Annotated in this window: 21 protein-coding genes; 1 reads left to right on the forward strand and 20 read right to left on the reverse strand. The window is 67.5% G+C overall.

Features of this window, described 5'->3' with window-relative positions; genetic code table 11:
- Positions 1-13 precede the first annotated feature (13 nt).
- The 16 genes from rpoZ to AC5Y4D_RS07700 form a co-directional block, all read right to left on the reverse strand.
- Positions 14-340: a DNA-directed RNA polymerase subunit omega gene (gene rpoZ / locus AC5Y4D_RS07625; RefSeq protein ID WP_499944500.1), complete on the reverse strand. Its 327-nt coding sequence runs from the start codon at positions 338-340 to the stop codon at positions 14-16.
- 69 nt (positions 341-409) lie between these two features.
- On the reverse strand, positions 410-1,000 hold the full coding sequence (gene gmk / locus AC5Y4D_RS07630) for a guanylate kinase (protein WP_499944499.1): 591 nt from the start codon (positions 998-1,000) through the stop codon (positions 410-412).
- Positions 1,001-1,082: 82 nt separating this feature from the next.
- Entirely contained in the window at positions 1,083-1,397 is a 315-nt protein-coding gene (gene mihF / locus AC5Y4D_RS07635) for an integration host factor, actinobacterial type (RefSeq protein ID WP_007171927.1), read from the reverse strand.
- Between the two features lie 360 nt (positions 1,398-1,757).
- On the reverse strand, positions 1,758-2,573 hold the full coding sequence (pyrF, locus tag AC5Y4D_RS07640; RefSeq protein ID WP_500036883.1) for an orotidine-5'-phosphate decarboxylase: 816 nt from the start codon (positions 2,571-2,573) through the stop codon (positions 1,758-1,760).
- Positions 2,566-5,925, reverse strand: coding sequence for a carbamoyl-phosphate synthase large subunit (gene carB, locus AC5Y4D_RS07645; protein ID WP_500036884.1), 3,360 nt, complete (start codon positions 5,923-5,925; stop codon positions 2,566-2,568). The genes pyrF and carB overlap by 8 nt, the downstream gene beginning before the upstream one ends.
- A gap of 91 nt (positions 5,926-6,016) precedes the next feature.
- On the reverse strand, positions 6,017-7,135 hold the full coding sequence (gene carA / locus AC5Y4D_RS07650; RefSeq protein ID WP_499944496.1) for a glutamine-hydrolyzing carbamoyl-phosphate synthase small subunit: 1,119 nt from the start codon (positions 7,133-7,135) through the stop codon (positions 6,017-6,019).
- Positions 7,128-7,634, reverse strand: a complete 507-nt coding sequence (locus AC5Y4D_RS07655) for a PH-like domain-containing protein (protein ID WP_499944495.1) — start codon at positions 7,632-7,634, stop codon at positions 7,128-7,130. The genes carA and AC5Y4D_RS07655 overlap by 8 nt, the downstream gene beginning before the upstream one ends.
- A complete protein-coding gene (locus AC5Y4D_RS07660) occupies positions 7,631-8,923 on the reverse strand; it encodes a dihydroorotase (protein ID WP_499989794.1) in 1,293 nt (430 codons plus the stop codon). Before AC5Y4D_RS07660 ends, AC5Y4D_RS07655 begins: the two co-directional genes overlap by 4 nt.
- Positions 8,920-9,864 carry an aspartate carbamoyltransferase catalytic subunit gene (locus AC5Y4D_RS07665; RefSeq protein ID WP_499989793.1) on the reverse strand — a complete coding sequence of 315 codons (945 nt, stop codon included), beginning with the start codon at positions 9,862-9,864 and terminating at the stop codon, positions 8,920-8,922. The genes AC5Y4D_RS07660 and AC5Y4D_RS07665 overlap by 4 nt, the downstream gene beginning before the upstream one ends.
- Complete coding sequence (gene pyrR, locus AC5Y4D_RS07670) at positions 9,861-10,415, reverse strand: bifunctional pyr operon transcriptional regulator/uracil phosphoribosyltransferase PyrR (RefSeq protein ID WP_499944492.1); 555 nt, start codon at positions 10,413-10,415, stop codon at positions 9,861-9,863. The genes AC5Y4D_RS07665 and pyrR overlap by 4 nt, the downstream gene beginning before the upstream one ends.
- A 161-nt stretch (positions 10,416-10,576) precedes the next feature.
- Positions 10,577-11,005 carry a cellulose-binding domain-containing protein gene (locus AC5Y4D_RS07675; RefSeq protein WP_499989792.1) on the reverse strand — a complete coding sequence of 143 codons (429 nt, stop codon included), beginning with the start codon at positions 11,003-11,005 and terminating at the stop codon, positions 10,577-10,579.
- Positions 11,006-11,106: 101 nt separating this feature from the next.
- Positions 11,107-12,882, reverse strand: coding sequence for a PPE family protein (locus AC5Y4D_RS07680; protein ID WP_499944490.1), 1,776 nt, complete (start codon positions 12,880-12,882; stop codon positions 11,107-11,109).
- Positions 12,883-13,246: 364 nt separating this feature from the next.
- A complete protein-coding gene (locus AC5Y4D_RS07685; RefSeq protein WP_499944489.1) occupies positions 13,247-14,224 on the reverse strand; it encodes a sulfotransferase domain-containing protein in 978 nt (325 codons plus the stop codon).
- Between the two features lie 6 nt (positions 14,225-14,230).
- On the reverse strand, positions 14,231-15,418 hold the full coding sequence (locus AC5Y4D_RS07690) for a type III polyketide synthase (RefSeq protein ID WP_499944487.1): 1,188 nt from the start codon (positions 15,416-15,418) through the stop codon (positions 14,231-14,233).
- Entirely contained in the window at positions 15,415-16,887 is a 1,473-nt protein-coding gene (locus tag AC5Y4D_RS07695) for a fatty acid desaturase (RefSeq protein WP_499944486.1), read from the reverse strand. Before AC5Y4D_RS07695 ends, AC5Y4D_RS07690 begins: the two co-directional genes overlap by 4 nt.
- A 209-nt stretch (positions 16,888-17,096) precedes the next feature.
- Positions 17,097-17,963, reverse strand: a complete 867-nt coding sequence (locus AC5Y4D_RS07700) for an LppX_LprAFG lipoprotein (protein ID WP_499944485.1) — start codon at positions 17,961-17,963, stop codon at positions 17,097-17,099.
- 405 nt (positions 17,964-18,368) lie between these two features.
- Between AC5Y4D_RS07700 and AC5Y4D_RS07705 the strand changes: the two genes are divergently transcribed.
- Positions 18,369-19,574, forward strand: a complete 1,206-nt coding sequence (locus tag AC5Y4D_RS07705) for a serine hydrolase domain-containing protein (RefSeq protein WP_499944484.1) — start codon at positions 18,369-18,371, stop codon at positions 19,572-19,574.
- 24 nt (positions 19,575-19,598) lie between these two features.
- Here AC5Y4D_RS07705 and AC5Y4D_RS07710 read toward each other — a convergent pair whose 3' ends face one another.
- Genes AC5Y4D_RS07710 through AC5Y4D_RS07725 form a run of 4 tightly spaced genes read right to left on the reverse strand, consistent with a single transcriptional unit; the run spans position 19,599 to position 25,259 of the window.
- The gene (locus AC5Y4D_RS07710; protein ID WP_499989971.1) at positions 19,599-22,274 is read right to left on the reverse strand and encodes a fumarate reductase/succinate dehydrogenase flavoprotein subunit; all 2,676 of its coding nucleotides are present in this window, start codon (positions 22,272-22,274) and stop codon (positions 19,599-19,601) included.
- The gene (locus AC5Y4D_RS07715; RefSeq protein ID WP_499944483.1) at positions 22,274-23,023 is read right to left on the reverse strand and encodes an ABC transporter ATP-binding protein; all 750 of its coding nucleotides are present in this window, start codon (positions 23,021-23,023) and stop codon (positions 22,274-22,276) included. The genes AC5Y4D_RS07710 and AC5Y4D_RS07715 overlap by 1 nt, the downstream gene beginning before the upstream one ends.
- The gene (locus AC5Y4D_RS07720; protein ID WP_499944596.1) at positions 23,020-23,850 is read right to left on the reverse strand and encodes an ABC transporter permease; all 831 of its coding nucleotides are present in this window, start codon (positions 23,848-23,850) and stop codon (positions 23,020-23,022) included. The genes AC5Y4D_RS07715 and AC5Y4D_RS07720 overlap by 4 nt, the downstream gene beginning before the upstream one ends.
- A gap of 20 nt (positions 23,851-23,870) precedes the next feature.
- Positions 23,871-25,259 (reverse strand): ABC transporter substrate-binding protein, encoded by a 1,389-nt coding sequence (locus tag AC5Y4D_RS07725; RefSeq protein ID WP_499944482.1) that lies wholly within the window; start codon positions 25,257-25,259, stop codon positions 23,871-23,873.
- Between the last annotated feature and the right edge of the window lie 16 nt (positions 25,260-25,275).

Below are 25,275 nucleotides of genomic sequence, written 5' to 3' on the forward strand. Positions count from 1 at the left end.
CGCCGGACCCCTGTTACTCGCCCTCGGTGTGTTCGAGCAGGTCGGCGTGGATCTCACGCATAGCGATCGACAACGGCTTCTCCTGCAGACCGGGCTCGACCAGCGGGCCGACGTACTCGAGGATGCCCTCGCCGAGTTGGTTGTAGTAGTCGTTGATCTGTCGCGCCCGCTTGGCGGCGTAGATCACCAGCGCGTACTTGCTCGAGACGCGGTCCAGCAACTCGTCGATGGGTGGGTTGGTGATGCCCAGCGGGGTGTCGTAGGCACCGGCCCCACCGGCCGCCGGATCGAACTGATCGGGGACGGCGGACAACGACGCCTCGGACTGCGGAATGGTCACGTAGAAAATCTCCTGGCTGCACGAAGCTGCTCATGGGCAGCTTCAAAAGGTCTTCAAAAGGTCAAGTAGTCAAGAACTGGATGGGTTGCTAACCAGCAAGGATACCAATTCGGCGCACGCAGACTCTAATCGACCGTTCACCACCACGACGTCGAAGTCGCCCTGGGCTGCCAACTCGACGCGCGCGGTGTCCAGCCGGCGCCGGATCACATCGGGAGTCTCGGTGCCCCGGCCTACCAGCCTGGCCTCCAGATCCTCCCAGCTCGGGGGGGCCAGGAACACCGTGAGTGCCTCCGGCATGGCTTTCTTGACGGCCCGGGCACCGGCCAGGTCGACCTCGACGAGCACCGGAAACCCGGCCGCGGTGGCCTCGCGCACCGGCGCGGCCAGGGTGCCCGACCGGTGCAGTCCCCCGTGAATGTCCGCCCATTCCAGCAGCTCCCCCTGGTCGATCAGGCGCTGGAACCCGGCCGGGCTGACGAAGTGATAGTCGACGCCGTCGACCTCCCCGGGCCGCGGTGCTCGCGTCGTGGCGGAGACACTGAAGTGCAGGTCCGGGATCCGCTCGCGCAGACACCGAACCACCGTCGACTTGCCGACGGCGGAGGGACCGGACAGCACGACCACGCGGCCTGTGTCCGGTCCCCCGCCCACGCTCATCTGCGCTCCCGGGTCGGTCGCCGGGTTGGATCGCCCGCCTCCTGCTCAGGCCAGCTGGCCCGCATCGTCGGCGGCCGGCCGACTAGGAGCCGAACTTTTCCAGCAGCGCCTTGCGCTGACGGTCGCCGAGCCCACGCAGGCGGCGGGTCGGCGCGATCTCCAGCTCGGTCATGATCTCCTGCGCCTTGACCTTGCCCACCTTCGGCAACGCCTCCAGCAGCGCAGACACCTTCATCTTGCCCAGGACTTCGTCGGTCTCGGCGTCCTTGAGCACCTGGGTGAGGTTGGTGCCACCGCGCTTGAGCCGATCCTTGAGTTCTGCTCGTGCTCGACGTGCGGCAGCAGCCTTCTCCAACGCTGCCGCGCGCTGCTCGTCGGTCAACTGGGGAAGGGCCACGATTCCTCCGTCTCTCATGGATATCTGTTTGTGTCGGCCGGGTAGTTCAGCCAGCGCAGACGACCGTACTCACGGTTCCCGACGAAATCTAACCCGACCCCCCGGTTTCGGGGGCAAACGCCCAGCGTGTGACGACGAGCCAAGGTCGCCGTGGCAGTAACCGGAGTTGCTTGACCGGCTGCGGCCGGCACGACGGCCTTCGCCCATGGACGCTCGGGTAAATCGCCCCCACCAGCGGTTTCAGCCTAGCACCCCGGTTGTCCCGGCAGGGTGATGGTGCCGCGGCGCTCACCGTCGGAGCGTGGCCACGGTTTGCAGTGCCACGGATCACGGATTGGTGTGGCGTGTCCGCGCGTGTCGTCACACCTGAGCCAGGTACGCGACGGTGTCGCGCATGCGTTCGGCGGCCGCACGCACCTTGGCGACGCTGGGTCCCGCCCGCAGCACCTCCCGGGACACCGCCGGTAGCAGAAACTGCGACGCCGCCCCGCCCAGGCCGGCCAGGGCCTCGGGACGTCCGCCCTGGGCGCCGACCCCGGGCACCAGTACCGGACCGTTCACGGCGCTCAGATCGGGCGCTTCCAGGGCGGTGGCACCGACCACCACCCCGACCGATCCGGTGCCGCCCTGATTGCACGCGGCCACGTGGTCCACGATCATCTGCGCCAGCGTGCGCCCGCCGACGTCGGCGCGCTGCACCGTCGCCCCTTCGGGGTTGGAGGTGGCCGCCAGCACGAACACCCCGCGGTGGTGCGCGGCCGCCACCTCCAGCAGCGGACGCAGCGAGCCGAAGCCGAGATACGGCGAGACCGTGACCGCATCGGCGGCAAGCGGTGAGTCGCCGGCCCAGGCCGCGGCGTAGGCGGCCATCGTCGACCCGATATCGCCGCGTTTGGCGTCGGCCAGCACCAGCACCCCGTCGGCCCGCAGCGCGGCGATGGTGCGTTCGAGCACCGCGAAGCCCGCCGACCCGTACGTCTCGAAAAACGCCACCTGCGGCTTCACCACGGCGAAATCGGCGAAGGCGGCCACGCAGATGTCACAGAACGCGGCCAGCCCGTCGGCCGTGACCGGCAGCTCCCAGGCCCGCAACAGGTCGGGATGGGCGTCGATGCCCAGACACAGCGGGCCGCGCTGTGCCTTCGCCTCGACCAGCCGAGCCCCGAAACTAGTCATGCCGGCCGTTGCGCGTGCTGAGGTCGCGATGCAGCTCCTGCAGGGACAGCACGCCGATGTCACCGCGGATGCCGGCCTCGATGCCCTGCACGGCAGCCGAGGCGCCCTGAACCGTTGTGATGCAAGGGATGTTGACCGCCACCGCTGCCGAGCGGATCTCGTAGCCGTCGATGCGCGGGCCGGAGTTGCCGAACGGCGTGTTGATCACCATGTCGACCTCACCGGCGCGGATCGCGTCGATGGCCGAGATCGCCGGACGGCCGTCCTGGGGCGCCTCGAAGTGTTTGCGGACTTCGTCGCACGGAATTCCGTTGCGGCGCAACATCTCCGCCGTGCCCTCGGTGGCCAGGACATGAAAACCCAGGTCGGCCAGGCGCTTTACCGGGAACACCAGCGACCGTTTGTCCCGGTTGGCGACCGACACGAACACGGTGCCCTGGGCGGGCAGTGAGCCGTAGGCGGCGGTCTGGCTCTTGGCGAAGGCGGTGCCGAAATCGCGGTCGATGCCCATGACCTCACCGGTCGACTTCATCTCCGGGCCGAGCAACGAGTCGATGGCGGCACCGTCGGCGCGGCGGAACCGGTGGAACGGCAGCACCGCTTCCTTGACCGCGATCGGGGCGTAGGGGTCTGCGCTGGCGCCGTCGCCGGACTCGGCCAGCAATCCCTCCTTGCGGAGCTGAGGAATGTTGGCGCCCAGCATGACTCGCGCACACGCCTTGGCCAGCGGAATCGCGGTGGCCTTGGAGACGAAGGGAACGGTGCGGCTCGCCCGCGGGTTGGCCTCCAACACGTAGAGGATGTCGTCCTTGAGCGCGTACTGCACGTTGAGCAGGCCGACCACGCCGATGCCGTGGGCGATCGCTTCGGTGGCCTTGCGGACCTTCTCGATGTCGCTGCGGCCCAACGTGACCGGCGGCAACGCGCACGCGGAGTCCCCGGAGTGGATGCCGGCCTCCTCGATGTGCTCCATGATCCCGCCGATGTACACCTCGCTGCCGTCGCACAGCGCGTCGACGTCGATCTCCACCGCGTCCTCGAGGAAGCGGTCGACGAGCACCGGATGCTCGGGTGAGAGCTCGGTGGCGCGGGTGATGTAGCCCTTGAGTGTTTCTTCGTCGTAGACGATCTCCATGCCGCGGCCGCCCAGCACGTAGGAGGGCCGCACCAGCACCGGGTAACCGATGTCCGCGGCGATCCGGCGGGCCTGGTCGAAGGTGGTGGCGGTGCCGTACTTCGGTGCGGGCAGACCCGCGGCGTTGAGCAGGTCGCCGAAGGCGCCACGGTCCTCGGCGAGGTCGATGGCCTCCGGCGGGGTGCCGACGACCGGAACCCCGGCGTCGGCGAGGCGCTGCGCCAGACCCAGCGGGGTCTGGCCGCCGAGTTGGACGATCACGCCGGCCACCCCGGCACCCCCGGCGCCGGACTGCTCCTCGGCGTGGAACACCTCCAGGACGTCCTCGAACGTCAGCGGCTCGAAGTACAGCCGGTCGGCGGTGTCGTAGTCGGTGGACACCGTTTCCGGGTTGCAGTTGACCATCACCGTCTCAAAACCGGCTTGGCTCAACGTGGTTGCCGCGTGCACGCAGCTGTAGTCGAACTCGATGCCCTGTCCGATCCGGTTGGGACCCGAACCGAGGATCAGCACCTTGGGCTTCTCGGTCTGCGGGGCGACCTCGGTCTCGGCGGCCGGGTCGAGTTCGTAGCTGCTGTAGTGGTAGGGCGTCTTGGCCTCGAACTCGGCCGCGCAGGTGTCCACGGTCTTGTACACCGGGTGGATACCCAGTCGCCCGCGCAGCGAGCGCACCCCGTTCTCGCCGGCCAGCTCCGGTCGCAGCGCCGCGATCTGGCGGTCGGAGAGGCCACAGTGCTTGGCGTGCCGCAGCAAGTCGGCGTCGAGCACGGGGGCGTCGACCAGTTCGGCGCGCAGCGCCACCAGTTCGTCGATCTGCGCCACGAACCACGGGTCCACACCGCTGGCCCGGGCCACCTGCTCCACCGAACCGCCCAGCCGCAGCGCCAATTCGATGTCGTAGAGCCGACCTTCGGTAGGGCTCTGCAGCCGGGTCAGCACCTGGTCGAGGGACGAGTCCGGCGGATCGGGCTTGGTCCAGAACCCGGCGCGGGTGGTTTCCAGCGACCGCATCACTTTGCCGAGCGCCTCGACGAAGTTGCGGCCCAACGACATTGCCTCACCGACGGACTTCATCGTGGTGGTCAGCGTGGCGTCGGCGCCGGGGAACTTCTCGAACGCGAACCGCGGCGCCTTGACCACCACGTAGTCCAGGGTGGGTTCGAAGCAGGCCGGCGTCTCCTTGGTGATGTCGTTGACGATCTCGTCGAGGGTGTAGCCGATGGCCAGTTTCGCGGCGATCTTGGCGATCGGGAAGCCGGTGGCCTTGGAAGCCAATGCGCTGGAACGTGATACGCGCGGGTTCATCTCGATGACGATGAGCCGGCCGTCGCTGGGGTTGACGGCGAACTGGATGTTGCAGCCGCCGGTGTCCACGCCGACCTCGCGCAGGATCGCGATGCCCAGGTCGCGCATGCGCTGGTACTCCCGGTCGGTGAGCGTCATCGCGGGCGCCACGGTGACCGAGTCGCCGGTGTGCACACCCATCGGGTCGACGTTCTCGATCGAGCACACCACCACCACGTTGTCGTGGCCGTCGCGCATCAACTCGAGCTCGAATTCCTTCCACCCGTAGATCGATTCCTCGATCAGCACGTTGGCGCTGGGGCTGGCGGCCAGCCCGGCGCCGGCCATCCGGTCGACCTCGTCGATGGAACTGGCCATGCCCGAACCCAATCCGCCCATGGTGAAACTGGGGCGCACCACCACCGGCAGACCCAGCTCCTCGACCGTGTCCCGGACTTCCTCCATGGTGAAACACACTCGGCTGCGCGCGGATTCACCGCCGACCTTGGTGACGATGTCCTTGAACCGCTGCCTGTCCTCACCGCGCTGGATGGCGTCGATGTCGGCGCCGATGAGTTCGACCCCGTACCGTTCCAGGGCGCCGTTTTCGAACAGCGCGACCGCGGTGTTGAGCGCGGTCTGGCCGCCCAGGGTGGCCAGCAGGGCGTCGATCTTGTTGCCCCGCTCGGCTTGCTGGGCGATCACCTTCTCGACGAACGCCGGGGTGATGGGCTCGATGTAGGTGAAGTCGGCGTACTCGGGATCGGTCATGATGGTCGCCGGATTGGAGTTGATCAGGCTGACCTGCAACCCCTCGGCGCGCAGCACCCGGCAGGCCTGGGTGCCGGAGTAGTCGAATTCGGCAGCCTGTCCGATGACGATCGGGCCGGAGCCGATCACCAGCACATGGTTGAGGTCGCTCCGCCGCGGCACTAGCTGTTCCCTTCGTAGGCGCGAAGGTGCGCAAATGTACAAGCTTGACGGCGTGTCGCCGTACATGTGTGCACGCTCGGCAGCGTCGGCATCAGCGGTTCCCTTCCATCAGCTCGATGAACTGGTCGAACAGGTACTCCGCATCGTGCGGCCCGGCGGCCGACTCCGGATGGTATTGCACCGAAAATGCCTTGCCGTTCTTCAGTTTGACCCCTTCGACGACGCCGTCGTTGGCACAGGTGTGGCTGACTTCGGCCGCACCGAAGGGGGTGTCGAAGGACTGGCCGGCCTCCCCTTCGAGGGCGAACCCGTGGTTCTGCGCGGTCACCGCGACCCGTCCGGTGGCGTGGTCGATCACCGGAATGTTGATCCCGCGGTGGCCGAACACCATTTTGTACGTCGACAGCCCCAGCGCGCGGCCCAGGATCTGGTTGCCGAAACAGATTCCGAACAGCGGGATTCCGGCCCCGAGCACGTCACGGGTGAGCGCGACGGTGTGGTCGGCGGTGGCCGGGTCACCGGGGCCGTTGGAGAGAAAGACACCGTCGGGTTGCAGGTCGGTGATCTGCTCGAAGGTCACCGACGCCGGCAGCACGTGGCTGCGGATCCCGCGCTTGGCGAAGTTGCGCGGCGTGTTGGTCTTGATGCCCAGGTCCAGTGCCGCCACGGTAAACCGGTGCGGGCCTTCGGGTTCGACGAGGTAGGAGTCGGGCGTGCTGACCTCGCCGGCCAGGTCGGCGCCCAGCATCGCGTCCTGCCCGCGCACCCGTTCGATCAACTCGTCGGGGTCGGCCAGGGCCGCGCCGGAGAACACGCCCGCTTTCATCGAGCCGCGGCTGCGCAGGTGGCGCACCACCGCCCTGGTGTCGATGCCGGAGATCCCGACGATGCGCTGACGCACCAGCTCGTCCTCGAGAGTTCCGGTGGCGCGCCAGTTCGAGGCGCGCGGCGACGGGTCGCGCACGGCGTAGCCGGCCACCCAGATCTTGTCGCCACGGCTCTCGGCGTCCTCACCGTTCCACCCGGTGTTGCCGATCTGCGGTGCGGTGGCCACCACGATCTGACGGTGATAGCTGGGGTCGGTCAGGGTCTCCTGGTAACCGGACATGCCGGTGCTGAACACGGCCTCCCCCAGCGTCTGGCCGATCGCCCCGAACGGTGTGCCGGTGAAGACGCGACCGTCCTCGAGCACCAGCAACGCCTTACTCACAGGAGGCCTCCTCTTCCAGCCATTTCGCATACTCGTCGCGGTTGTTCGCGCGGAATCCGGTGTCGATCACGGTGCCCGACGGCAGCCGCCACCGGATCGCCAGGATCCCGTTGCGCGGGCCCACCTTGCCGACGATGCCACGTTCGCAACGGATGTCCTTGACCGACGACTGCGGAATCCAGATCGGTTGCGCGCGAATGCGTTCCACCAGGATCCCGGCCGGATAACGGATCAGCACCGCCTTGCTGCGGTAGCCCAGATCGCCGGCCGCGACCCGGTCGTTCCAGGCCGGCGACAACGAACAGCCGACGTAGAGCCCAGGTGTGGTGATCGACGCGGCACCGAACTCGACGGGCAACTCGGGCAGGTCGCCGACCAACTCCACCTGCCGTTCGGCGCGGCGCCGCCAGCCACGCACCATCAGCTGGATCACCACCGCCAGCACCACCACCAGGACCGCCGCGAAGATCAGCGATCCCACAAAGGTGCCTGAGTTCATGCCGGACTCTTCCCGTCCCGGGCGGTGACCTTGCCGCGCAACAGGGTCGCGGTCACCGTCGCCGGGAGCGTCATCGATTCGTAGGGGGTGTTGGCCGACCGACTGGCCAAACCGTCGCCGGTGACGGTCCAGGTGGCGTCGGGATCGACCACCGTCAGGTTGGCCGGCTCGCCGACCTCGAGCGGGCGGCCCTGATCGGGCAGGCCGACGATGCGCGCCGGGTTCTCGCTCATCACCCGGGCCACGTCGCGCCAACTCAACAGGCCCGGCTGCACCATCGTCTGCACCACCACCGACAGCGCGGTCTGCAGCCCCAGCATGCCGGGTCGCGCGGCGGAGAACTCGACACATTTCTCGTGCTCGGCGTGCGGGGCGTGATCGGTGGCCACACAGTCGATGATCCCGTCGGCCAGCGCCTGACGCAGTGCGACCGCGTCCGAAGCTTCCCGCAGCGGGGGGTTGACCCGGTTGCGGCCGTCGTAACTGGCAAGTCGGCTGTCGTCCAGCAGCAGGTGATGCGGGGTGACCTCGGCGGTGATCGAAATGCCTTGTTCCTTGGCCCATTTCAGGAGCTCCACGGTGCCCGCGGTAGAGGCGTGACAGATGTGCACCCGGGCGCCGGCGTCCCGGGCCAGCAAGGCGTCGCGGGCGACGATGGATTCTTCGGCGGCCCTCGGCCATCCGGATAGCCCGAGCCGCGCGGCCGCGGGCCCCTCGTGCGCGACGGCGCCGACGGTCAGTCGGGGTTCCTCGGCGTGCTGGGCGATCAGCACGCCCAGACCGGTGGCGTATTCCAGCGCGCGGCGCATCACCAGCGGGTCGTGCACGCAGATGCCGTCGTCGGAGAACATCCGTACCCCGGCGACGCCGGCGTTCATCATGCCCATCTCGGTGAGCTCTTTGCCGGCCAGCCCGACGGTGACCGCGCCGACCGGGTGCACGTCGACCAGACCGACCTGCTGGCCGCGATGCCACACGTGGTCGGTAACCACCGGGCTGTCGGCGACGGGGTTGGTGTTGGCCATCGCGAACACCGCGGTGTAACCGCCGAGAGCCGCTGCGGCCGAGCCGGTTTCGATGTCCTCGGCGTATTCGCGGCCGGGCTCGCGCAGGTGGGTGTGCAGGTCGACGAAGCCGGGCAGCAGGATCTGGCCGGTGGCGTCGATGACGTCGGCCAGGTCCGGAATGTCCAGGCCCGGACCGATTTCAGCGATCTGGGAGTCGTCGACCAGAACGTCGACGGGATCCCCTTCGCCGTAGCGCCGGACGCCTCGGATCAACACGCTCACGCCGCGACCTCCTCCGCCCCGACGAGCACATGGAACAGAACCGCCATCCGCACGTGCACACCATTGGAAACCTGTTGCAGCACAGCCGATTGCGAAGAGTCAGCCACCGACGACGAGATCTCCATGCCGCGCAGCATGGGACCGGGGTGCAGCACGACGGCGTGGCCGGGCAGCAGCGCCTGCCGCCGGGCGGACAACCCGTACAGGGTCGAGTATTCGCGCACCGACGGGAAGAACCCGCCGTTCATCCGTTCGGCCTGCACCCGCAGCATCAGCACCGCATCGGCGACGGGCAGTTCGGCGTCGAAGTCGTTGGACACGGTGACCGGCCAGTTCTCGACACCGCGCGGCAGCAGGGTCGGCGGGGCTACCAGCACCACCTCGGCACCCAGCGTGTGCAGCAGCATGACGTTGGAACGCGCCACCCGGCTGTGCAGGATGTCGCCGACGATCACGATGCGGCGGCCCTCGATGCCGCCGAGGCGTTGCCGCACGGTCAGCGCGTCCAGCAGCGCCTGGGTGGGATGCTCGTGGGTGCCGTCGCCGGCGTTGATCACCGACGGGCCGTCCTTGTGGCTGGTCCAGTCCGCCAGCAGGTGCGCCGCGCCGGACGCGGGATGCCGGATGATCAACGCGTCGGCGCCAGCCGCCCGCAGCGTCAGCGCGGTGTCGCGCAACGACTCGCCCTTGCCGACCGAGGATCCGGACGCGCTGACGTTGATCACGTCGGCGCTCATCCACTTGCCGGCCACCTCGAACGACACCCGGGTGCGGGTGGAGTTCTCGTAGAACATGGTGACGATGGTGCGGCCGCGCAGCGTCGGCAGCTTCTTGATGTCGCGGCCCACCAGCGCCTGCGCGAACCGGTCGGCGTCGTCGAGGATCGCGGTGGCCTCATCGCGGCTCAGGTCGCCCGCGGCCAACAGATGCCGCGGGGTCATCGGGTGATCACCACCGCGTCGTGACCGTCGTCTTCGCGTAGTTGGACGTGCACGCTCTCGCTGCGCGAGGTGGGCACGTTCTTGCCGACGTAGTCGGCGCGCACCGGTAGTTCGCGGTGGCCGCGGTCGACGAGTACGGCCAGCTGCACGGCGCGGGGGCGGCCCACGTCACGCAGGGCGTCCAGGGCGGAGCGGGTGGAGCGTCCGGAGTAGAGCACGTCGTCGACGAGGATGACCAGCGCGTCGTCGATGCCGCCGACCGGGATGGATGTCGCTTCCAGTGGCCGCGGCGGTTTGATCATCAGGTCGTCGCGGTAGAGGGTGATGTCCAGTGACCCGTGGCCGACCTTGACGCCGCTGTATTCGGCGATGTTAGCGGCCAGCCGGTCCGCGAGCGTCACGCCACGGGTCGGGATGCCGAGCAGCACCACCCGATTGGAGTCGGGGTTGTCCAGTGCGGTCTTCTCGATGATCTGATGGGCCATGCGCGAGATGGTGCGACCGACGTCGGCCGCTGACATCAACTCCCGCGGTTCTGCGGCAGCACCCATACGAGAAATTGACCTCCTTCTCCGCCTCTCTGGACGGTCCGTTAAAGGATGTCGGCTGCCGGGCAGCCTAACACGCGTGCTCGGCACCCGTGGCGAGCAGACGCAAAAGCCCCCATTTCCTGCGGAAATGAGGGGCTTTTGCGTCTGCTCGCCCTAGGTGCTCAGGTGCAGGGAACCTGCCGGTTCAGCTGACAGTTCGACGGGGGCGAGTAGGTACCACTCAGCACACCCCGGAAGCCGCCAGTGGCCGAGCCGCCCGGGGCAATGCTGCGATTCCAATTCGCGGGACTGACGACATAGTGCGTGCCCGCTTGGGAGACGGTGCTGTTCCACGCGTGCGAGATGGACTGACCGACCGGCATGTCGAACTCCAGCCTCCAGTCGGTCAACGGTGCCATGCTGGCATTGGTGATGCTGTAGCGGGCGATGAAACCGTCCTGCCACGTGTGCTCCACCACCAGCGTCGCCGACGCCGCCGCCGCCTGAGCGACGGGTGCCGCACCCAGGGCGGAAATGCCGATCACGAATACCGACAACACCACGTGAAGCGCTGTGCGCCAGAGCTTTACGCAACGGTTTAGTCCGGTCATAGGAGCCAACACTATAGCCGCACGACCGGTGGCGGCCCTGCCACCACGGGTGTGCTGCGGGAACTTTGCCCAACTGCAACCGTGACGAAATCTGCGTCCGGTCAACCGGGCAGACCTGGACTCCCGTTGGCGGTGTTGCCGAAACCACCGAAACCGCCGGCGCCGTCCGCGTCGCCGAAGCCGTTGCCCCCGTTGCCACCGTTGCCGCCGAATCCGTCGACGCCGCCGAAACCGTTGCCGCCGTTGCCGCCGTTGCCACCGGGCGCGACGATGCCGCCGTCGTTGCCGTCGCCGCCGCTACCGCCCCGGGCGACCCCACCGGCGTCGGCGTCTCCGCCGCCACCACCCACACCGCCGTTGCCGGTCAGTCCGCCGCTGCCACCGTCGCCGCCCTGGCCACCGTTCGCGTTGCCGTTGGTGGAGCGGGCGTCACCGCCGAGTCCGCCGAAGCCGCCGGTGCCGGATCCGGCTGAGCTGCCGCCGTTTCCACCGTTTCCGCCGTTGGCCGTCCCATTCACGGTCTGGGCGATGCCACCGTTGCCACCGGGGCCGGCGTTGCCGATCACCGACGCGCCGCCGTTGCCGCCGTTCCCGCCGGTCGCGCCGGTCACGCCGATCAGGTCGTTGCCACCGGCACCGCCCGCGCCTCCGCTGCCGAAATCGCCTGCGGCACCGCCATTGCCGCCGTCGCCGGCGCCGGCGGTGACGGTGGCCTGTCCGCCGTTTCCGCCGTTGCCGCCACTGCCCGCCAGCGAGGCCCCGGCTCCCCCGTCGCCCCCGTCGCCGCCGAACAACGAACTGCCGCCGCTACCGCCGTTGCCGAACATGACCGCCGCGGCCCCACCGTCACCGCCGTTGCCCGATTCGCTGGAGCCGCCGTCGCCGCCGCTGCCGGCGATCGCACCGCCGCTACCTCCGGCACCGCCGTTGCCCGACGCGCTGAAGCCACCACTGCCGCCGTTGCCGGCGATCGCGCCACCGCTGCCGCCGTTGCCGCCGGGTTGACCCAGTCCGGTGGCCGCACCTCCGGCTCCGCCGAAACCGAACAGGCCGGTGTTGCCGCCCTGGCCGCCGGCCGCGCCGGCACCGCCCGCGCCACCGCTGCCCAGCAGCAGGCCGCCGGTACCGCCGGCGCCCCCGAGACGGTCAACGCTGCTGCCCCCGTTTCCGCCGTTTCCGAGCAGCCCGGCCGCGCCGCCGGCGCCACCGCTCTCCCCCGGCGCGGTCGTCGAGAAACCGTTGCCGCCGCTGCCGAGCAGCAGCCCGCCGGCACCGCCTGCGGGGCGGCTCGCGGTGCCGTCCGCACCATTGCCGATCAGCGGGCGCCCCAACATGAACTGCGTGGGCGCATTGACGACGTCGAGGACGGCGGTCCACGGCGTCAGTTGGGCCGCGGCAGCCGAGACCCCGCCGTGGTAGCCGATCATCGCGCTCACGTCGCGTGCCCACATTTCCTCGTACACGGACTCCGCCGCGGCAATCGCGGGTGCGTTCTGCCCGAACAGGTTCGAGACGACCAGCGCCACCAGATTCTGCCGGTTGGCCGCCACCATCAGCGGACGCACCGTGGCCGCCTGTGCCACCTCGAACGCACTGATCACGGCTTGCGCTTGGGTTGCCGCCGATTCCGCTTGCGCCGCAGCCACATTCAAGAAGCTCGCATATCTGGCCGCGGTCGCGGCCATCGCGGTCGACGCACTACCCTGCCATGCTTGTCCCGCGAGATCGGAGATCACCGACGAGAACGAACCGGCCGAGGTGGTCAGCTCCGCGGCGAGTCCCTGCCAGGATGTCGCGGCGGCCACCATCGGCCCCACGCCGGCGCCGGAAAACATCAGCGCCGAATTGACCTCCGGCGGCAGCACGAAAAAACTCATTGCAGGTTCCCTCCCAAAACCGACACACGACCCCGTCAGATCATCAGTCGTGCTCGCTGTCGGCGTGGCCGAACCTGGCAAGTGTTCGTTCTCTGGACAGCGAGAGGACACGGACGGCCGGCGGATTCCTGTTCGGCGCAGGCGGTTCGGACGGGCTGGCGTGAAGCCTGGGCGTTGCGCGTGAAGCCTGGGCGTTGCGCGTGAAGCCTGGGCGTTGCGCGTGAAGCCTGGGCGGGATCCTGCCGAATTTCTCGCCCAGGCTTCACCCTCAAAGCCCTCAGTTCACAATCAACCCCAAGACTTCACAACCGAAGTCATGCCGCCGGCCCAAACGCCCGACCGCGTGAACCGTGCTCCGCGACGCCTAGATCTCGGGATCACACCCCCGGCGTCCTTCGTGCGCCCAGGCCAGCAGATCCGGCGCAGCCAACTGGTTGATCCGGTCGTTGTAGCGGCGGTACTCGGGAAAACCGAAGTACTGCTGCCACTCCCCACACCCGCCCCGGCGGAAGAACCGTTCGTCGCTGTGCCAGATGCCGTCGGTGGTGTTCGGCGCGATCTCGGTGGCACGCGAGCGCATCTCGTCCAGCGAGGCGTACCTGGCCAGCTGCTGCGCGCGGTCCCGCGTCAGGTCAATGCCGAGGGCCGCCGCGAGCCGGACGAACTCGGTGACCAGGTCGGTCTGAAAGTCGACGTAGTGAAACAGCGCGACGTTGGGTCTGTGGCGCAGTTCCCAGGACTTGCCGAACTGGTCGAGGATGTTCGCCAACGTGCCGATACCGCGCGGCGGGGCGAATCCCAGTCCCGGCGGCGGATGCGCCGGTCCCTCCATCCAGTCCCGAAACTCCTCGACCGGGTGCCGCATGGCCGGCCAGGGTTCCGGCGAGCGCGTCGAACCGTGCTGCTCGCCGGCCGGCAGCGCGGCTTCATACAGCGCACGGGCGCGGTCCCGGTCCATGTTGGCGGACTGATGCAGCATCGACACCGCGGCGTCGCGAGGATCACGACCGACGCAGATGTAGGTGATCCGGTCATCGAGGACCAGGCCGTCCAGCGGGGTGTGGGTCTTGATGAAGCGACGATGCTGCTGCGCTTCGAGAACGGCAACCACCTCGTCGAGGGGGCGGATCGTCTGGTCGAACCACGGCGACACCGTCGACAACGGCCCCGGCAGGTCCGGTCCGTCGAAAACCAGCAGCGAAACCAGCCGCTGCGTCCACGTCATGCCGCATTTCGACGGCGTCGTGATGATGACGTCGCCGGCGCGCGGCTCCAGCGCGTCCCACCGCGTGTTGTCGGTCATCAGCGACCGGTACAGAACCCGGTTCAATTCCCTACTCATTGCCACTCATTTCAAGGACCGCCGGACGATGTCGAACAACATGCCTTCTACGGTGACCCCGGGTGCGAACGAGAAAGCCATACCCGTGGAGATGGGTTTCGTCGACTCCGCTTGCCGCACCATCATTTCCAGCACGAAGATCAGCGAAACGCTGAGCATGTTGCCGAACCGCGCGAGCACGTCCCAGCTGTGCGCCGCGCTCTCGGCGGGCAGGCCCAGCGACCGCACCGACTGCTCGATGATCTTGGGTCCGCCGGGGTGGATCGCCCACAGATCGATGTCGGTTTGCTGCAAGCCGTTGTCCCGCAACACCTCTGCCACGACGGGTGCGACGCTGCGGAAGATGTAGTCGGGCAGGTTCTCCGACAACTCGCACGTGATGCCGTTGTGGTTGACGCCGAGCACGATGCCGTCTTCGGCGTCGTCGAGCAGTCGGGTGAAGGTGCTGCGAATCACCACGTTGCCTTGCGGGAGCGCCTTGTGCACTTGGCTGGCCCCGATGAGCAAGGCGCCGCACCCGTCGCCGAACAGGCTGTGGATGACCACATCGTTGACGTCGTCGGCGAAAACGGCATTGATCGAACACAATTCGATGCACACCACCAGCGACTTCATGCTGGGGTGGGCCCGGACAAAGGTTGCGGCGGTGCGGACGGCGTTCATCGCCGCCGCGCAACCCATGAAGTTGACCACGACCCGCGACACCGACCGCGACAGACCCAATTCCTTGACGATCGCGACATCCACACCCGGCGCGATGAACCCGGTGCTGGTGACGAACACCAACTGCCCGATCTCCTCGACCTGGTACGGAAGTCCCGCCAGCGCACGCCGACTGACCTCGACCGCCAGCGGAACGGCGTGTTCGAAGAACAGGTTCATCCGGTCCCGGATGGTGCCCGGTTCCTTGCGGAACGCGTCGAACTCGGGATCGAGTGGGTCAACCACCATGCGCCGGCTGTCCACCCGTGTCTTCTGGTACATCCGCGGAATGCGTTGCCGTTGTTGAGCATCGGCGAACAGTTCCGCGACCCGAAGGGCGGCGTCGGCCTGGTCGACCACCCGCTGCGGCGACCCGGTCGCAATCCCTTCGATGACCGCGACCGTGGTGGGCGGCGCCGGCGGCAGTTGGGCCAGCCGGACTTCGGTTCCTTCTGCGACGGGGAGCACGCCGCCGTCGGCCGGGGTGCTCATACCGACCCGATTCCGACGAAGCCGGCGACCACGTAGCCGGCGCTGTCCTTGAATGCACTCGGCGACAGATGTTCTCGCAACAGGCCCCAGTGCCGGTCCCTGGCCGGCCGCGACGGCGACAACAGATAAGTGCGGCACAGCTTGGGCAACCGGTCGGTGAGGAACCGCTTCGGCGGTAACCACTCGACACCGGACTTGGCCGACTCCTCGCGCAGCACATCCTCGGTGACGATGTTGGCGAATCCGCTGCGCTGGAACGGCAGCACGTGATGCACGCGGTGCGAACTCAGGCCGGCGGACAGGAAACAGTCGATGTAGCGGTTGCCGATCACACTCAGGTCGTTGGCGTGCTCGACCTGATCCACCGCCCAGTCTTCACCGGCAGGTTCGGGATCTGCGTCCTCGTTCTCGAACTCGTGGCTGGCCACCACCATGAAGGTGCTGACCCACAGTGTCGCGACGAATTGCAAAGCCCAGGCCCAGAAGTCGCCGGCCGCCAAGAACACAACCAGCTCGGTCACCAGCAGCAACCGTACCCCCGACGAACCGAGGAAGTGCGGCAGCGCATTGCGCCAACTTCCATAGCCCTCTTCGACGCCGACCTTGCGCGTCATGTTCCACACGTCGGCGATGCGGACGGCCATGCCGGTGACCAGGTGACCGAACTTGTGCAGGGTGTGCACCGGGACGCGGTACAGCCGGGGCAGCCGCATCATCATGGTGAAGACGTTCTTCTTGATGTCCACGTCGCTCTGGGTGTATGGGTGGTGCAGCAGCGTGTGGCCGTCGGCGACGACCAGCGCCAGTGCGATGTAATTCAGGTCGAAGGTGTTGGCAAAGACCCGATTCCAACCCCGTTGTGCCCGGTGCAACGCGTAATGGCCGTAGCCGACCAGCGAACTGCGCAGCAGGACCATCGCAATGACGAACGCCCACAACGGCATCCACCGCGGCTCGACCAGGCGCACCGCCTGAACGCCGAAATACGAGATCGCCAGCAGGACGGCAACGATGTTGAAAAGCCGGTCCATCCGCTTGATCCGGGCTGCCAGCACCGGCTCGCACAACCGTGCTTTGACGCGGTGCATCAGGTCATCTCGGTTGTCGAACCGGTACTCAGGTGTGTCGCGCCGGCTGTCGAAGTCATCTTTGAACAAGAACGGTGGCGCGTTGTGCTTGGGGTGAATGTCACGGGGTGTCGCCTCGCGGCCCAACGAGTAACGCCGCTCCAGAATGCGCTCGACGACCTTCGGGTCTCGGTGGTAGGAGGCGATAATCGCAGTGATGTCACGGTTTTTGGTTCGCCCGATGAAGAAGGCGCCACCGGGGTGCTTGGCGATCCAATCGCTCAGGTCGTATGCGCGTCCGTTGTATACCCATACGTCGGGCAGCACAGGAGGGCCGCCCGGCGGAGGCCCAGGGCGCGCGTCGGGGCCGCGCTCCTGAACTTCGGGTACGTCGTTGGTCATTCGTGGTCCTCCAGGTCTGGTCGAATGAGATCGGCTGCGCGCCGGGCTTTCCGGTGAGCTGGCCCAAATGGTGGGGGCACGGCCTTGGAAGAGCCTTGGAGGATTCTCAAAGAGTCGGTCTCGGACGAGAACCGACCCGGGGCCCGGCGGCCGCATAGGCGGTGCCGCACTCCCGGGTCGGTTCCCAATCCGGGACTCACCTGTGGCCGTTACCCCAAGGGGTTCGGGATGGTAACCGGCTCACCCCATTTGGAGAGGTTGATGGTGACCTTGCCCTTGTCCTTGTCGAGCACCATCCGCACCAGGTACGGGCTCGGCGGCGTGCCCGGCGCTCCCGGTGCCTTCACGTCGGCGATGTACAGCGTGACCGGGAGCGGCCCCTTGGCGTCCTTGCCGATCTGCGGCACCAGCGGGTCGATGATCGCCGGGTCGATGGTCCCGGAAACCTTCACGGTCGGTACACCGTCGATCGTTTCATTGCCACCGATCTGCGGGCTCTGCACCTTGCCGATCACCGCGCCGATTCCCTTTTCCTTGTCCAGCACCACGCCCGGGTCGTAGATCTTGCTCGCCTCGCCGACCGAGGTGTACTTACCCGAATCGTCCTTGGTGTACATCGTCTTCTTGGTGACGATGAACTGCTTGGGCACTGCCGGGGTGTTCGGCTGCAACCGGATCATGGCGTCGCCGACGGCCTGCCCGCCGAGGTCCTCGGGCTGGTTGGTCACGTCGGCGTTGACCATTTCCATCGGCAGCGTAGTGATGTCGGTGGTCTGCAGATTGACATGCAGATTGCGCAGGCCGGTCGTCGCCTTGGAAGCGTCCTGCAGCAGTTGTTGGGCCTCGGGCGATGCGGCGCCGGAGGTGGCGGATGACGCCCCGGAGGTCGCCGAGGTGGCGGCGGATCCGGATGTCTGAGATGTCGAGGAACTACCGGTGTTCGATTTGCCTCCGCATCCGGTGACGACCGTCGCGACAAGTGCTGCGACGAACAGAATCGCTACAGACACCGGGGTCGAGGGTCGACGGGAGACAGGTCGGTGGGAGATTTGCGCTTGTGAGATCAAGCCATTCATGGCCAGCCTTTGCTGAGTTTAACCAACCAGTGGTGATGAGCAGCGGGTCGCTACCCTCGTCGTACGGTGTGGATGGATGCTGACGTCCAGCAACCGCCCACCATCGCGGATCTCGGTGACTGCACACCCGCACCCTGGTTCACCAGCAACGACACCGTTCAACTGCGCGTCGCTGCCCTCACAGCGTGTTCCCCAGTTCACTTTGCCGGAGAGCGCGACAGTAACATGCGGCCCGCGTGCTGCAAACCATACTCACGGAATTAACTGTCGACGGATTCGACCAGCGCAGCATCCGCCGGATCGATCTTTGCGGCGAAGGCACGACGCACCAAACACTCAGGTGGCGCAATGACTCCCGGTCATTTCGGCGGGCACAGCGTGCTGTCAAGCGGCTACCCTACCCGAGTGAATCTGGACGGCAATCAGACGACCATCCGCGAGGTCTGCGACGCCGGCCTGCTCTCCGGAGCGGTCACGGTGGTCTGGCAGCGCGGAGAGTTGTTGCAGGTCAATGAAATCGGGTATCGGGATGTCGAGGCGGGCCTGCCGATGCAACGTGACACCCTGTTCCGCATCGCCTCGATGACCAAACCCGTCACGGTCGCGGCCGTCATGAGCCTGGTCGACGAAGGCAAGCTGGCCCTGAGCGATCCGGTCGCGCGGTGGGCCCCGGAGCTCGCCGAGGTGTGGGTGCTCGACGATCCGCGCAGTCCGCTGGAGCGCACGCATCCGCTGCGGCGTCCCATCCTGATCGAGGACCTGCTCACCCACACCAGTGGGTTGGCTTACGGATTCTCGGTGTCCGGGCCCATCTCCCGCGCGTACCTGCGGTTACCGTTCAACCAGGGTTCCGACGTCTGGCTCACCGAACTCGGCACGCTGCCACTGGTACACCAGCCGGGCGAGAAGGTGACCTACAGCCACGCCATCGACGTGTTGGGCGTCATCTTGTCCCGCGTCGAGGACAAGCCGTTGTACGAGGTCTTCGACGAGCGGGTGCTGGGCCCCGTCGGCATGCCCGACACCGGATTCTTCGTCACGCCCGAGGCCCGGTCGCGGGCGGCCACCATGTACCGACACGACGAGAACGACCGGTTGCAGCACGACGTGATGGGTCCCCCGCACGTCAAGCCACCCGCGTTCTGCAACGCCGGGGGCGGATTGTGGTCGACCGCCGACGATTACCTGCGGTTCGTGCGAATGCTGTTGAACCACGGCGTCATCGACGGTGTGCGGGTGTTGTCCGAGGAGTCGGTACGACTGATGCGCACCGACCGGCTGACCCCAGAACAGAAGCGGCACAACTTCCTCGGCGCGCCGTACTGGGTGGGTCGTGGGTTCGGCTTGAACCTGTCCATCGTCACCGACCCGGTCAAAGCCGCTCCGCTGTTCGGGCCGGGCGGGATCGGGACGTTCAGCTGGCCCGGCGCCTACGGGACGTGGTGGCAGGCCGACCCGAGCGCGGACCTGATCCTGATGTATCTGATCCAGTACTGCCCCGACCTGACGGTCAATGCCGCCGATGCGGTAGCGGGCAACCCGACCCTGGCGCGGTTGCGTACGGCGCAGCCGCGGTTCGTGCGCCATACCTATCGCGCGCTGGGGTTGTGAACCGACCGCGGCGCACCTCCTCGGCTACACACGTTCCAGTGCGCGGCGCGCGTAGGCACGGACGTCAGCGTCGTTGTCCTGCAGCGCCACCACCAGCGCGTCGTGAATCGTTGCCGCGGTAGGCAAACGAGTCAAACTGAGCACCGCGGCTTTGCGCACATCGAGGTGGGTGTCACGCAGCGCATCAGTCAACCGCGGCACCGCGAAGTCGCTTTGAGCGCCGCCCAGCGCCCGCGTCGCGCCTTCGCGGACCTGCCAGGCCGGTGCCCGCAACGCCTGCTCGATGTTGGCCCAATCGCTTTCCCGGCAACCGATTTCACCTAGCGCGCTGAGCGCGGCCGCGGACACCAACGGATCGGGATCGGCGACCAGAGCGCTCACCGTCTCGGCACCGCCACCCAGAGTCGCCAGGCCGGCGGCGGCAGCGATGCGAACTTCCCGGTTCTCGTCGGCCGTGGCGGCCACGACTCCGGCTACGTCGTCCACCGAGACCAGCGCACGGACGGCCTCGATGCGCACCCGGTGGTCCGGGTCGTCGATCGCGCGACGGAAATCCCCGGGTGCACCGGCCCGGCGCGAAGCAAGCAGATACACCGCAGCGGCGCGCACCGTGGAGTCCTTCGACGACAAGTGCGCGCGGGCGCCGGCGGGATCGGGCAGCATTTCGACCAGTTCCCGCGCCCCTTCCGCCGCGGCGCGCCGCACTGCTGCGTCCGGGTCGCCCAGGGCGGCCAACAGCGCCGAAGCATAACCGGGCGGGGTGTGTTCGGTCAGCGTGGCCACTGCGGTGCGCCGCACGCCGGCATCGGAGTCCGTCAGGTACGGGACCAGGTCGTCGATCGTCGGTTCGTCCAGTGCCAGCACCGCGGCGATGCGTGGTGACGGCGGATCGACCGCCACGGCGGCGACTCGGGACCGCGTGCTGGCCGGCGCCTGGCCACCGACGAGCGGAGGCTGCGCCACCTCCAGCACCCGCTGATCCGTCGGCGGCAGACCATCGAGTTCTGGAACTGACACGAAATACGGTGCCACCGGACGCTTCAGGAACAGCATTGCACCCTCGGGCCCTTTGCGCAGGTTCAAGTGATACCCCCATCGGCCGTCGTCACGGTCGGGCAGGTCGGCGCGGTTGTGATAGAGGCCCCAGCGCGATTCGGTTCGGGTAAGCGAAGACCGTGCCGCCATCTCCGCGCAGTCCCGGATGAACGAGACTTCCACCGCGCGCATCAGCTCATGCGGTGTGCGGGCTCCCATCGTGGCGATCTCGTCTCGCATCCGATCGAACGTGCGAACCGCGATCGACAACTTGGCTGCGGACTTCGGCGGCGCCACATAGTCATTGACGAAACGCCGCAGCTTGTATTCGACTTGCGGTTGGGGCGGGCCGTCCGGGTGCCGCAACGGACGGTAGATGAGCTCGTGCGCTGCGCGTAGTTGCTCCGCCGGGAGCGCCTGTGGGGCAGCGACTTCGGTGCACGACCTGGCTGCGTCCGCCCCGGCCAGATCACCGAAGACGAATGCGCCGATCATGTAGTTGTGCGGGACGCAGGCCATGTCGCCGGCGGCATACAGTCCCGGTACCGTCGTCCGGGCATGTTCGTCCACCCAGACTCCCGACGCGGAATGTCCACTGCACAAGCCGATTTCGGAGATATGCATTTCCACGTCGTGGGTTCGGTAGTCCTGCCCGCGGTTGGCGTGGAAGGTCCCGCGGGTGGGTCGCTCGGTGGTGTGCAGGATGTTTTCCAGCGCGGACAATGTCTCATCCGGTAGGTGGGACACCTTGAGATAAATGGGACCCCGTGCGGAGTCGATCTCGCTCTTGACTTCGGCCATCATCTGTCCCGACCAGTAATCGGAGTCGACGAACCGCTCACCGAGGGAGTTGACCTGATACCCGCCGAACGGGTTGGCCACATAGGCGCACGCGGGCCCGTTGTAGTCCTTGATCAACGGATTGACCTGGAAGCACTCGATTCCGGACAGCTCTGCCCCGGCGTGATAGGCCATGGAGTAGCCGTCGCCTGCGTTGGTCGGGTTCTCGTAGGTGCCGTACAGATAACCGGATGCGGGCAATCCGAGTCGCCCGCACGCGCCGGTAGCAAGGATCACCGTCTTGGCCCCGACAGCGACGAACTCGCCGGTGCGGGTGTGCAACGCCGCGGCGCCTACCGCCCGGCCACCCTGGGTCAGGACGCGCACCGGCATCAGCCGGTTCTCGATGCGGATCTTCGCCCGCATCGACTTCTGCCGCAGCATCCGGTAGAGCGCCTTCTTGACGTCCTTGCCCTCGGGCATCGGCAGCACATAGGAGCCGGACCGGTGCACGCGGCGAACCGCGTACTCCCCGTGCTCGTCCTTCTCAAATTTCACCCCATAACGCTCCAGCCGCTGCACCATGGCGAAGCCGCGGGTGGCGGTCTGATACACGGTGCGCTGGTTGACGATTCCGTCGTTGGCACGGGTGATCTCCGCGACGTAGTCCTCCGGTTCGGCACGTCCCGGGATGACGGCATTGTTCACGCCGTCCATCCCCATGGCCAGCGCACCGGAATGGCGTACGTGCGCCTTCTCCAGCAGCAGCACCTGGGCGCCATGCTCGGCGGCGGTGAGCGCAGCCATGGTGCCGGCGGTGCCGCCACCGATGACGAGCACGTCACAGTCAAGCCGGAGCTGCGGTTCAAGGGCCGGGATCTCCATCATGCCGCCACCCAATCCTGCAGAGCCGCAATGATTTCCGCGCGCTGGTCCGGCCACTGGCGAGCCATCCTGGGTTCCGGGATCTCGACCAGAGCGCGCAGCGGCCGGCCGGCCCGGCCCAGGACGGCGACTCGGTCACCGAGAGCCAGCGCCTCGTCGACGTCGTGGGTGACGAAGACGATCGTCGTCGGGTGGGCCCGCCAAGTGTCGATGAGCAGGCGCTGCATGGCCGCGCGAGTCTGGGTGTCCAGCGCACCGAACGGTTCGTCCATCATCACCGCGCGTGGCGCGCCGGCCAGGCCGCGGGCCAACTGCACGCGCTGGCGCATTCCACCGGACAAGTTCTTGGGCAGGTATCGGCCGAAACCGGTGAGCCCGACCTCACGGATCCAGCGTTCGGCCTCACTACGCCGGGTGGCCCGGGGCTCGCCCCGCAGTCGCAGTGCCAGTTCGATGTTGGACCGCACACTGCGCCACGGCAGTAGAGCGTTGTCCTGGAACACCATTCCGCGATCACCCGAGGTGCCGGTGACGTTGACGCCGTCGGCCAGGACGCGTCCGTCGTCGGGCATCATCAGACCGGCCAGTGCGCGCAACACCGTCGACTTGCCGCACCCGGACGGACCGGTGAGCACCAGGATCTCCCCCGGCCGCACCGTCAGGGTCACGTCATCGATCACCGGAGTTCCGCTGTAGGACAATCGCACTCGATCCAGTTCGAGACTCATGCCCTGGCTTGAAACAGTCATCGCTTCGTCTCCTCTCCGCGCGGCAACCATCGAGTGACGCGACGGCCCACCACTTCCACCGCCGCCGACGTGACGAAGCCGAGCACCCCGATCGTGATGATGCCGACGAACACCTGCGGATACGCCAGCACGGTGTAGTTCTGCCAGGTGCGGTAACCGACCCCGAGCCGACCGGAGATCATCTCCGCCGAGATCACGCAGATCCAGGCGACGCCCATGCCAACCGACAGACCGCCGAATACACCCGGCAGGATGCCGGGCAGCACCACCCGGATCAGCACCTCCCAGCGACCGCCGCCCAGGGTGCGCACCGAGTCCTCCCACAACGTGGGCAGTGCCCGCACCGCGTGCCGGGTGCTGACCATGATCGGGAAGTAGGCCGCCAGGAAGGTGATGAAGACGATGCCCGCCTCGTCGGTCGGGAACACCAGAATCGCCACCGGGACCACCGCGATCGCCGGGATCGGCCGGACCAGTTCGGTCAGCGGGCCGAACAGATCGCCGAAAAGCTCGGAGCGGCCTAGCAATACGCCGGTCGCGACGCCCACTGCGGCCGCCAGCCCGAAGCCGGTCAGGATGCGCAGCAACGACTGCGCCAGGTCGAGCCAGTATTCGAAGGCGCCTAACCGCCGGGTCAGGGCGTGCACGATCTCGGTGACGGTCGGCAAGGTGTCGAACCGCAACCAGAACCGCACCTTGGCTGCGGTCAGCGCCTGCCACATACCGATCGCGGCGCCCAGCGACACCAGGCGCAGCAGTCGCGACCGCCACGCGGCGTTGAGTCGATGCGGCACTGTGAAGGCGGGCACCGGCACTGCCGGCACCACCCGGTCGGTCAACTCGGTGGTCACAACGAACCTCCCAACGCCTGCTGATATGTCACGGTGACCGCGCCGGGGTGTGCCGCGGCGTAACGGCGCGCTGCGGCCGGGGTTCCGAACGGCCGGTAGGTGGCACCGTCGCGGATCCAGACGGCCTTGTCGGCGAACCATCGGGTGCCCAACTCCGCGTCGGGCACGTAGGCGGCCCGGACTCTGGCTCCACGGGCACCGGCGTCCCTAATCGCCCGCAGCAATGCGGTCGGGTCGGCGACGGTCTGAGTCTCAGTGGTCCCGTCCAGCCACAGTTCGCTGGCCTGTGCCGGATCGCCGGCCAGCGTCGAGGGGTTCGCGGTACGCGCCCGGGCCGCCCCGTAATCCAGTCCCCGGGCGCCGAACACGGCGCGCAGCGGCTCCTCCTGGACGAATTCGCTGACGTCCAGGGCCGCGAAGTCGCCGATCGACTCCAGGTAGGGCACGTCGCCCTTGAGTGCGTCGACAAGCGACGGCTTCAGGGTGGTGTCGAAGGACGTCCCGCCGGGGCCGTTGTAGAGATAGACGACCTCGGGCGGCAGTCCGCTCCCCTCGGCCACGATGCGCGCCGCCTCCAGCGGCTTGGTGTTGAGGAAGTCGGTGGCATCCAGTTGCGCCTGCAGGAACGCCGCCAGCACTTCCGGATGCGCCCCGGCATAGGACCGTCGCGCCACCACCCCGTGCAGGGTCGGCACGTTGAGTTCCGCGCCGTCGTAGAGCAACTTGCCTTTGTTCTGATAGACCAGCAACCCGGGCCAGGCGACGAACTGCGAAAGCGCCTGCACCTGGCCGGATTCGAGGGCAGAAGCACCGACCTGGGGTTGCTGGTTCAGCACGTCGACACCCGTCACGCGGGCTCGGTCCAGGGCACGCACCAAGGTGCCGTGGCCGGCCGAGCCGATACTGGCCGACACCCGCGTGCCGGCCAGGTCCGACAGCGTGGTGGCCGACGAATTCGGCGCCACCACAACCATGTTCAGCGCGCCTTTGGGGTTGTAACCGGTGACGGAGACGAGCTCGGTGCGGGCCAGCGGGTTCGCCTGGGTCTTGGAGCCGTTGATCAGCATGGGGTAGTCCCCCATCGAACCGATGTCGATCTTTTCGGCCAGCATCTGCGCGGTGATCGGCGCCCCGGTGTCGTAATCCTGCCACCGCACAGCGTATTTCGTGCCGGTACGGGTGGTGATGTCGGCGAGCCGGCGCTCCAGGTAGCCCTGGGCGCGCAGCAGAGTGCCCGCGGTGACGGTGTTGATGGTCTTGGACTGGTAGCCGATGACGACATCGACCACTCCGGAAGACTGCGCCAGCGACTCCAGCGAGCAACCGGAGGCCGCGACGGCGACAGCGGTCACCATCGACACTAGCGCAACGGCCTGTCTCACCATGAAAAATCCTGAGCTG

This window comes from Mycobacterium sp. NGS67, from assembly GCF_059812185.1.